The organism is Methylobacterium nigriterrae, assembly GCF_037106235.1.
Classification (GTDB): Bacteria; Pseudomonadota; Alphaproteobacteria; order Rhizobiales; family Beijerinckiaceae; genus Methylobacterium; species Methylobacterium nigriterrae.
The window spans coordinates 1-385 of the sequence record NZ_JBAWTG010000604.1 but is presented as its reverse complement, the minus strand read 5'-3'; the positions used below and the strand labels follow the sequence as shown (position 1 = coordinate 385).

At 67.3% G+C, this 385-nt stretch carries 1 pseudogene; it reads right to left on the bottom strand.

Features of this window, described 5'->3' with window-relative positions:
- Positions 1–129: pseudogene (locus WDW90_RS38415) on the bottom strand (heat-shock protein); the annotation flags it as partial.
- Positions 130–385 lie beyond the last annotated feature (256 nt).

Below are 385 nucleotides of genomic sequence, written 5' to 3'. Positions count from 1 at the left end.
CACCTTCTCGATGTTGTAGGGTGGCCAAGCGGCGGAGGGCTCGACCCGCTCGGCCTGGGTGAGCAGATCGAGAAGCCGGTCGAAACCGACGGACGAGCGGAACAGGGGCGCAACGTCATAGGTCCTCATAACCACATCCTCCATTGAGCAACGTGATGACGAGGGACGCCGGACACCGGGTGACCGGCGCCCACCGCGCGAGCCCTTTCGGGCCTCGCACGCGCGTAACGCGGCGCCGGCGCTCGGGTTCCACGCTCCGCCGAAGAATTTTCGGTCTCTCGCAAGAGGCGGTCCGGTGATCATCGCCGGCCGGATGGAGCCGCAGAAGGGACGAGCTGCGTGGCCTTGCAAAGCTCAGTCCGCGCACCGTGACGCAGCCGCTCGC